Genomic DNA, 10,830 nt, shown 5'->3' with positions numbered 1-10,830 from the left:
TGCCAGTCTGGACAGGGACGATACCTAATCATGAAGTTGTTGAGGGTCAATCATTTACAATTAATGCATCGGGGTCTCTGCTCAACAACTTTACGGATGAGGAAAATGACGCACTGACGGTGTCGGGTATTGCGTTAGATTCCGCTGGTTCAGGTGCGACAGATAAGTTTGTTGATGGCTTCTTAACCATTCAATCTGATAGTTTGGGAGTCATCAAAGTGGCTGCCGACGGTACTTACACCTATGAAGCGCCTGTTTTAGAGCATGGTGCTTCTAATGTTGAGAGCGTTTCGTTTACTTATAAAGTGTCAGATGGGAAAGATGACTCTGAATGGGCAACGGTCACTATTGATGTGAGCGATGTCGCGGTGAATGCTGTTGCTGATTCAGTTGATCTTGGTACTGATCTAACTGGTGCTGTGGTTGCTACGACTAGCTCAAATCAAGCTCAGGGGAATGTGTTAAGCAACGATACTTTCACCGATGCAACGGAACTCACTAAAGTAGTTTACGGTTCTGATGAGTATGTGTTTGGGGATGATCAAGATTCGCTAGTAATAGTTACTGACAGCGGTACGTTAACGATTGCTAAAAATGGAGAATACACATTTGCAGCCTTTGATTTAGCCGGCGATGCTTCGCCGGAATGGGGTGAAGGTGCTGGTTACCAATTGTATGGCTTTAATTATGGCGTTGCTTTCGTGAACGATAGTAACCAGCTTGATTTGTCCAAAGGTAGTGCTGACCTCGTGAATAGCATGCCGAAAGGCTATGGTGTTGGTGATGGAAATAACAACCCGATTGATAATTCGAAAGATGGTGGTGAGGCTCTGGTATTCAAGTTAGATACGGCAGCCACTTCAATAGAATTCAAAGCGCATAATTTGAATAGCCAGGATGATATTAAAGTTGTTGCTTTTGATAGCGATGGTAATCAGATCGATGGCGTTTCGTATTTCGTCGAAGGGAATGGCAATAATACTTCAGTCACTGTGACATCAAGCTCTTTAGCAATTGCAGCCGTAGCATTTACTTTCCCTGACGGAGCAGGTCATAACGATCAGTTCCGTATTGGTGAGATTGAATCTATTCAATATCCGAACGCTGAGGTGAATGAAGTCTTTACTTATCATGTTAAAGACCAAGATGGTGATACGGCATTTAGTACATTAACCATCGGGCAGGGCGATGTTTCACGTTTACAGGCTGATGTTCGTAGTATTAATGAAGATGAGTCAATTTCGGTGTCAGCTTCGGAAGGCCTTCTTGCCAACGATAGTGGTGCATCCTCTATCTATTCTATTGCCATTGATAGGACTGAAACTGTTTTAGATGCTAGCAATGGGGCAACAGTTAATTTTGAGGGCGGTCAGCTAACGATCCAAACAGATGGATCCTACAGCTTTGACCCTAAAGCTAACTGGTCGGGCACAATGCCTAGCGTGACTTACAAAGTGAATTCTGCTGAGGGTGAAACAAGTACATTTGAGATTAAAGTCAATGCTGTAGCTGATGCACCGTTGTTTACGGATATCGACAGTAACCCTATTGGTGGTAACGGTCTTACTATCCAACAGTGGACTAATGCTTACGCTAGCTCTGATTTATGGAGTGTACAAGGTTGGAGTGGCAGTGGTATCAGCGATGTTGCTGCATTGGAGAAATTTATTTCAGATTTCACTTCCAATAATACGGCCGCTACTGAGCCTACAACGATTCAAGGCCTAACTGGTACTTCTGCGTGGTCTTATTCAGAGCCTGAAGAAACCATAAATTTGATTAAGGGCTTTATGTTCCTTAACGCGGATACAGAGTATCAATTTAGCGGTGATGCTGATGATAGTTTGTATATCAAGTTAGGTAGCGAGATTGTTGCCGATGCGCATTGGGCAGACGCTGCTGGAATGGTTCGTAGTGGTACATTCACAGTTGAGACTACTGGTTATTATCCAATTGAAATAGCGCATCATAATCAGGATGGATCAGGTAGCTATGATATATATATCACTGAGGTGATTAGTGGTAAAACAACGTCAATTAATACCGAAAACTACTCTCTTTACAAAGATCTTGCTTCTATTGAAGAGTCAGGGGTGCGACTAGGTAGCCCCGTAATAGAGGATGGTAAAGTCGATCACTATGTTGCTTACTCAGTAAACGAAGGTGAGAAAAACAGTGATATACCACTTGAAAAGTTCTCTATATCTTTCGTAGATCAAGATGGATCTGAAGAGCATTTAGTAACTGTTTCTGGTGCACCAGTGGGAACTATTTTAACTGATGGTGTGCATGTAGTTACATTCACTGCTGCGAATCAGTCGATAGATGTGTCAGATTTTGACTATGCTGGACTAACGGTTAAAGCGCCTATTGATTATATTGGGGAGTTTTCTTTAAGTTTTACTGCCACTTCTACTGAGTTAAACGGTGATATCGCTTTAGCTGATAAGACTATCGATGTGTCTGTTCTAGAAAATGTGAATCATGCTCCAGTCGCAGCTGATGATTATGTGAATGGTGTATCCGGCCATACGTTAGTAATCGAAGCCGCAGCATTGTTAAGCAATGACCATGATATTGATGAAGATACTTTGCATATTGTATCTGTTGATGAAGCCGTTAATGGGTACGCGCTGATTGGTGCTGATGGTAAGGTTTACTTTACACCAACGACAGGTAGTGTCGGGGATGCTTCATTTAAGTACACGGTTAGTGATGGCAAGGGTGGTGTTGGTATCGCAACCGTCAATATTGACTTGGCAGCGGCATTAACTAATGACAAGGGCGCTAAAGTCACAGTTGAAGTTACATCATTTGATATGTTAGATGATTCTTCTAGCTCAGGATCAAGTTGGTCTGGCAGTAATTGGGCTGGTTTTGCTTCTAGTGTTTCGGGAAGTACTTTAGTGTCAGATGTTGTTTCGAATCCTAGTTATGAAGTTTGGAACTATTCTTGGAAGGAATTTGGTTCAGCAAATGATCGAGTAGTTGTCAATCACGATGTAAACGGCTATTTAAATGCCCAAAATGGTGATAACGATATATTTGTTGCTGGTAAAATCTCATCTGGCCAGAGTGTCGTCACAGGTAGCGGTAACGATGATATTTACATCGGTGACAGTGAATATGGATTAGGAACTGTACAAACGGGATCTGGAAATGATCGTCTTGCTTTTGGTGATGATAGTGGCTATGTGAATTTGGGAGAAGGTAACGATCTTCTATTTGTTGCTGATGATGCTAAGGGCACTATTCATGCAGGTAGTGGGGATGATTTTGTTGCTATTTCCGGTGATGCTGGAAGTTATTACTCATCTGTTCACTTAGATATGGGGCAAGGTGATGATGTGCTGCATCTAGGCGGAAGTCTAAATCGCGGTTCGACTATTCAGCTTGATTCAGGTGATGATAGAGTCAAGATTGATGGCGATTTAAAAGGTTATAACGATCTTAAAGGTGACTCTGGAGCAGATACTGTATACGTTAATGGTGACATATATTCAAAAGTTTCCATGGATCTTGGATCTGATGATGATATTCTGGTTTTTGATGGGTTAATTAAAGATCAGAGTGGCAGCAATATTGTTTGGATTGATGGTGGTAGCGGCACTGATTCAGTTTGGTTCAAGCAATACAGTTTCACTGATTATCAGGCAGATGTTGATGGTATCAAATCACGGTTTGTGAACTTCGAAAACTTCAAGTTTAGTGATGGTGTCGTTATCGGTAACGCTGCGGCATTTGGTGCTACAGGGTATGCAGTGTCTGTTACTGTTGAGCATTTGGTGGAGACTGAGGAGCTGGATTCCATCGATATCTTCGGTGTCCCTGCAAATGCTCAGCTACAACAGGCCGGTACTGATGTAGCTATAAATGACGATGGTTCATACACTGTAGCTGTCACAGGTAATGTTTCTAACATCTCTGATCTAACGGTAATTAGCAAAGACGGCAACGATATTGGTCAGTTTGACTTGATTGCTAAAGCTAATACTAATGGAATGAATGATGATGTGGCGGGTAGTTCGGATGCAGGTGCGCTAGTTGGTACTGACGCTGATGATTATCTAATTGGTGGTGCAGATGATGACACACTGCTGGGAAATTCTGGTAATGATGTGTTGTTTGGTGGTGATGATACTGAGACTGATACTTTAGTGGGTGGAGCTGGTGAGGATATATTTGTTTTAAGCAGTAGCTCTACTGACGTCATTCAAGATTTCAATTCATCTGAAGATGCGTTGGATATCTCGGACTTATTAGACTTACCACCTGAAACCGATTCTGAAGATTTAGAAGCAGTTCAGGCATTCTTGGATTCCAAAGTTGAAGTTTCGCAAGATGTTTCTGGTATTAATCATCTTAAGGTTGATGGTCAAGAGGTAGCATCCTTTGGTACAGATAGTACATTTGATACAGATGGGAATGGCTCTGTAAATGTGCAGAATGACAGCTTAACCGTGATCTTTAATAATCAGGAGTTTACGATTAATCAGGACGGATAATTGTAAATATCACTCTAGATAACAAACAAAAAACCAGCTCGAGCAATCGTGCTGGTTTTTTTGGTTTTATGGACTATAAGAGCTGATTTTGTGGATTATGGCGGCTTTTATAGAGTTTGTGTTCAAAAAATGTACTTCGGTACAATAGGAATTGGTCGTTCTTAGGAATAGCTTAGTTATTACTGATGCTAGCAAGCAAGGAGCTTATATGAGCGACAACCAAACTACTCTATCTTTAGGGGAACCTGTTGGGTTCGTTTCACAACTTCAAGGCATTGTTCATGCACAATCTGCCGACAGGCAAGAGCGTGTTTTGCAGATGGGAAATCCAATTTTCCAAGGGGATGTCATTCTTGCTGCTGCGGATGCGAGTGTCACCATTAGTTTTACAGATGGCACGGATATTTATATAGCGGATTCCTCTGCGGTAGAGATCAATGATGAAGTGTATGGTTTAACTCATGCCCCTATTCAAGAAGTTCCAGCTCAAGAGTTCTTAGCGGAAGGTGTAGCTGATCTTGGTGCTCTGCAACAAGCTATTTTAGATGGTCAAGACCCGACTCAGGTACAAGAAGCTCCGGCCGCTGGTGAAACACCAGTAGAAGACGGTGCTGGTGTAACGGTTGATATTGCTCGATCTGGCTTATCTGCTATCCCAACTTATGGTTACGATACTGCCGCGGCGAACAGAGGATTTGCAGTTACAACGGATGATCAAGCTATCATTGCTTTAAATAATGATACTCCTCCAACAGCTGAGCCTGAGCCAGTAGTAGAACCAGCTCCAGAGCCAACGCCGTCTCCAGAACCATCCCCTACGCCGTCTCCAGAACCATCCCCTACGCCGTCTCCAGAACCGTCACCTACGCCGACTCCAGAGCCATCACCTACGCCGACTCCAGAGCCAACACCTACGCCTGCACCGGCTCCTCAGGAGGATTCTATTGAGGTTGCTGAAGGTAAAGACACAAGTAATTTAAAAAATGGTAACTCTAGCGTCCTGTCAAATGACGGCTTGAGTGCAGGTTTTAAAATCGTTGGGGTTTCTTTGGATTCTAATGGTTCTAACCCTCTGACTATAAGCAATGGTGAATTTACGGTTGAGGGCGGTAGCTTTACTGGTAAGTTAGTTATTAATGAAGATGGTACATTTACTTATAATGCACCTAATCAATACAACCATACTGGGAATGAAAGTGGTTACACACAAACGTTATATTACCAAACTTCAGATGGCTCAAGTTCAACTGGCTGGACTAAAGTAAACATCAAAGTTACTGACGAAGGCGTAACGGGTGTTGATGATTCACAACAAGTTAAAAATGGGGTCGCTTCATCAGGTAGTAAAAGCGTCTTAGATAACGATCAACATGTTGATGATTTAACGGATAAGCTCATTTCTGTTACCTACAAGGGTACGGAAACGAAATTCGATGGTAAAGATACTCTTGTGATTGATGCTGATCATGGGAAATTAACCATTGATAAAGACGGTACCTATGAGTTTGTAGCGGATGCTGCCCCTGCAGGCAGTTGGACTACCTCGACACAAAGTGTGACAGCTGAATATAAAGGGTTTGATTATGCTTCTACTAGTACGACACCTTATATAAGTGGAGGTGTTGTAAATTGGAATGGAGCGGATTCTAGTATTGTAAATAAAGTTGGATCTGGTGTAGGTGTCGGTGCTGGCAACAATGGTGATCCGATTGACATCAATAAAGACAATCAAGGTAACATTACTACAGAGACCTTACTTGTTAAGCTGCCTAATGGTGCAACGATTATTGATGTTGGTCTTCAAGGAATGGAGCACGATCAGTATAAGGTGGTTGCCTTTAATAGTGCTGGTGTAGAGGTTTCAGGAATTAGTATATCTGAGAACAGCCCTGGCAACGGTAATGCAAAGATTATTCAGAGTATAACGATCAGTTCTAGTACTGCGATTAGTTATCTTGCCTTCACTCATAGTGGTTTACCTACCAATGCCAATAATGGTTCATCGAGTAGTGATGGCTATAGGGTTGATGGTATTAAGACTAATTCATTTGAAACTCCTCAAACACCAGTTTTTGAAGAGAAGTTTGAATATAAATTTGAAGACATTGATGGTAGTTCTGATTCTGCTACGTTGACAATCACGTCAGAAAATCAATCTAGTGGTTCTTCTGGACTTCTTCAATATGAAGGCTCTGTTCAGCGAACTGCTTTTGTAAGTGAAGATAACGAATCTGATGGCCAATATCTTGTTGGAGGTTCGGGTTCTGATACATTCATGGGCGGTGCTGGGGATGATGTTTTATTTGGTGGCAATGATACCGAAGTAGATATTTTGGTAGGTGGTGATGGCTCCGATACCTTTATTTTAAACAGCCAATCCGTCGACTCTATTCGAGATTTCGATGCTGCTGAAGATGTGCTGAATGTGTCTGATTTTTTGGATTTGCCTACTACCACTAATGCAGATGATCGTGATGCTATCGAAGCATTCTTGCAGGAAAGTGTTTCGGTCACTGAGGATGAAAATGGTGTCGGCCATGTCAAGATCGGTGGCCAAGATATTGTGAATCTTGGTCCTGATAGTAGCCTTGACTCCAATGGCAGTGGTTCAGTGAATTCTGCCGATTCATTAACCGTGATCTTTAATGATCAAGAGTACACTATTAACGTAGATGGCTAGTTTTAACTCGTTGATCTAACAAAGCCAGTTTGGGAAACCGAGCTGGCTTTTTTGTTTCTAAAGAGTGGTAGTTATTTTGATATTCTTTAATCGAAGTTATATATGCATAAAAGTTTCAACATATAAAAATAAGTGATAACTGTACTTTAGTACTATTGAATATAACATGGATGACAACTAGGTTTTAAAAGTATTGTTAAAACGAGCGGGGGAACTTGCTATGAGCGACAATCAAACTTTTATGAATCTAGGAGAGCCAGTTGGGTTTGTGACCCAGCTTCAAGGGACGGTAACAGTGCAATCTGTCGATGGGCAGGAGCGTACTTTGAAAATGGGTGATCCGATCTTTCAGGGAGATGTTGTTCTAGCTGCAGCGGAAAGCAGTGTCACCATTGGTTTTAATGATGGAAACGAAATTTATATAGCGGATGCGTCGGCTGTTGAGATTACCAGTGAAGTGTACGGTCTTGCGCAAACGCCAGCAGGTTCACCTGAAGGTGTTGTAACAGAAGGCTTTTTAGAAGATGGTGCGATAGGGCTGACAGCCTTACAACAAGCAATCCTAGCAGGACAGGACCCGACTCAGGTACAAGAAGCGCCGGCCGCTGGTGAGGCCCCCGATGACGCAGGTTTGGGTGGCGTTCTAGTGGATATCTCACGTTCAGGGGCTTCAGCGAGTCCCACCTATGGTTACGATACAGCAGCATTTAATTCTGAAGCCCTTACTGTAGCGGAAGATCCAACCATTATTCCTTTGGCTGAGCCTCAACCAGAACCTGAACCAGAACCAGAACCAGAACCAGAACCAGAACCAGAACCAGAACCAGAACCAGAACCAGAACCTGAGCCAGAACCAGAGCCAGAACCTCAGCCAGAGCCAGAACCTCAGCCAGAACCTCAACCCGAGCCTGAGCCCGAAAACGAGCCGCCAGTTATTCAGGTCAACGCTGTAACTGGAATTGATCCTGACGATATTGAAGAAGGCTTGGTTGTTGCGACGTTTACCTCTAGTGATCCAGAAGATGGATCTTTAGGTGTGGGTAGTGGTGTAGACTTTACTCCTGGTAGCAATGACGATGGATACTATGAGTTCAACGAAAATGGTGATGTCGTTCTAACTGATGTTGGTGTGACTGCAATAAATGAAGGTGTGATTTTACCTCCGATTAGTTTAACCGCTACCGACTCTGATGGTGAGTCTGCAGCAGATCAAGGAACACCAAACTTTGCGCCTGAAATCGATGTCGTTGCATTAACTGGCATCGAGTTAGATGGTCTGGAGGCTGGCGATACAGTTGCAACCTTTACGGCTGAGGATATTGAAGACGGTGTTCTCAGTGTCGCAAATGGGGGCGTTGATTTCACTCCAGGAACGAATGCTGACGGGTATTATGAGTTTGATGGCGAAAATGTAGTCATCACGCAAAAAGGTGTTGATGAGCTGAATGATGGCGGCACATTACCACCTGTTCAGCTTACTGCGACGGATTCAAACAACTTCACTGATGTTGATTCTGACTCACCAACCTATGTAACGCCAGAAAATACTCCTCCAATTATCGACGTTGTGGCGGTAACGGATATTGTTGTGGATGAAGCTGAAGCTGGGACTGTTGTGGCTACCTTTACTGCATCCGATACACAAGACGGTATCTTGACTGTTGCGGATGGGGAAGTTGACTTTACCGAAAATTCTAATTTAGACGGCTACTACACATTCAATGGTGAAAATGTTGTTCTGACTCAGGCGGGTGTGGATGCCTTGAATGATGGTGAAACGCTTCCTGCAGTAGATTTGACAGCAACCGATTCAGGCGGTTTAGCCGAAGATGATCAAGATACTCCTACGTTTGTAGATGTTGATATTGACCCTGATTCCTATGAGGTGTCGGAAGATGATAGTTTGATCGTTGCCGATGACTTAGGTGTATTGGGTAATGATGAGCCAGAAACGGGCTTGACCGTCACAGCGATTTCGTTGAACTCAGATGGATCGAATCCGATTATTGCCAACGGTGATGGTGACTTCGTGGTTGAGACGGATGCAGGTGGTACATTGACCATCAAAGCAGATGGCTCTTTTACTTATACTGCACCAGATAGCATTAATCATACGAGTTACCCAACTGGCTACTTAGAGTCATTCTACTATCAGGCCTCCTTCGGCTCTTACGATGCTGACTGGACTCTGATGACCATTAATGTCACTGATGATGGTGTTGTTGGTGTTGATGATAGCGGCTTCTCTGGCAATGTATTGGATAACGATGAGCATACGGATGATCTTAGTGGTGTTACTTCTGTTACCCATGAGGGTGTTGAGTACACCTTTGCTCAAGGTAAAGATGAGCTTGAAATTGAAACCGATACAGGCACCTTGACCATTAATAAAGATGGTACTTATACCTTTGAAGTGGATACTAGTTCACCAAAATACGGTGATGGATTGGACGCTCGAGGTTTTGACCATGGTGTGCCGTTTGTGGACGGTGATGGAAAAGTGGATTGGGATGCAGGTGATCCAGATCTTGTCAGTGTTACCGGAGCCGGTTTAGGCGTTGGTGAGGGTAATAACAACCCAATCGATGTGGAGGCCTCAGGGGATAGCTTTATTTCTGAGACCCTCCTAATTAAGCTTGATACGGCTGCCACAGCGATCAAGTTTGGTGTTCAAAATGGTACTGGCCTAAAAACTGGTAGCGGTGATGATAAGGTAAAAGTCACAGCCTTTGATGCGGCGGGTAATGAAGTGGCTATCTCAGTCACTCAGGCTGGTCCAGGTAATAACTTGACCTCATTGTCGATCGCAGCAGATGCGTCTTCTATCGTTTACGTTGCATTTGCTTTCACAAGTGCTGCGGAACAGAACGATAACTTCAGGATTCGTGAGGTAGAGTCGATCACTAAAGTAGTCGATGAAACCTTCACCTATAACTTTGAGGACATCGACGGCAGTACCGGCTCTGCAGATCTAGTGGTCTCTTCTGGAGATTCTGAACCTGAAGGTCTTCTACAATACCAAGGCTCAATTATGAGTTCGGTGCTGGTTGCTGATGATGCTAGCGCTGCTCAAGGTGATTACCTAGTAGGTAGCCAAGGTGAGGATATCTTGATCGGCAGTGCCGGCGATGACGTCTTGTTCGGTGGCAATGATATCGAATCTGACACCATGACTGGTGGCGATGGGGCTGATACCTTTGTCTTGAACGCTGAATCGGTGGATACGATTCAGGACTTCAAAGCCGAGGAAGACCGTTTGGATATCTCTGATCTATTGGAGCTTCCTGATGGTACTGATGCCAATGATTTGGCGGCGGTGCAAGCGTTCCTAGACGCCAATGTGTCCGTCGCTAAAGATGAAAGTGGTGTGGGACGTGTGAAAATTGGCGGCCAAGACATCGCCAACTTTGGTCCTGACAGTAACTTTGACTCCGATGGTAATGGCGTTGTGACTTCTGAGGATACCTTGAAAGTGGTGTTTAATGATCAGGAGTACATTATTAACCAAGATGGTTAATTGTTAATCTCCCTCTTATGGCAGTAAGAGTAAAGCCAGCTCGGTAACACGAGCTGGCTTTTTTTATTTTTAAAACAAGCGTTTGCTAGCGTCATAATCTGTCGTCAGTTTGGTGTACCATAGCGCTA

3 protein-coding genes are annotated in these 10,830 nt (G+C 43.5%); all 3 read left to right on the top strand.

The genetic code is table 11. The features are described from left to right. Positions 1 to 20 precede the first annotated feature (20 nt). The 3 genes from ACOSVP_RS08645 (at position 21) to ACOSVP_RS08635 (ending at position 10,702) form a co-directional block, all read left to right on the top strand. Complete coding sequence (locus ACOSVP_RS08645; RefSeq protein ID WP_487347097.1) at positions 21 to 4,505, top strand: cadherin-like domain-containing protein; 4,485 nt, start codon at positions 21 to 23, stop codon at positions 4,503 to 4,505. Positions 4,506 to 4,713: 208 nt separating this feature from the next. Continuing rightward, entirely contained in the window at positions 4,714 to 7,185 is a 2,472-nt protein-coding gene (locus tag ACOSVP_RS08640; RefSeq protein ID WP_487347092.1) for a retention module-containing protein, read from the top strand. Positions 7,186 to 7,405: 220 nt separating this feature from the next. Further along, entirely contained in the window at positions 7,406 to 10,702 is a 3,297-nt protein-coding gene (locus tag ACOSVP_RS08635; RefSeq protein WP_487347091.1) for a retention module-containing protein, read from the top strand. Positions 10,703 to 10,830: the final 128 nt, after the last annotated feature.

It is taken from the genome of Marinomonas sp. HM11-D, assembly GCF_057626615.1.
The sequence above is the reverse complement of the archived record's forward strand: the minus strand, read 5'-3'. Positions and strand labels throughout refer to the sequence as shown.

Excerpts from the sequence above, each read along its gene's own strand:
- ACOSVP_RS08640 (WP_487347092.1), top strand. The coding sequence starts at position 4,714 with ATGAGCGACAACCAAACTACTCTATCTTTAGGGGAACCTGTTGGGTTC.
- ACOSVP_RS08635 (WP_487347091.1), top strand. The coding sequence starts at position 7,406 with ATGAGCGACAATCAAACTTTTATGAATCTAGGAGAGCCAGTTGGGTTT.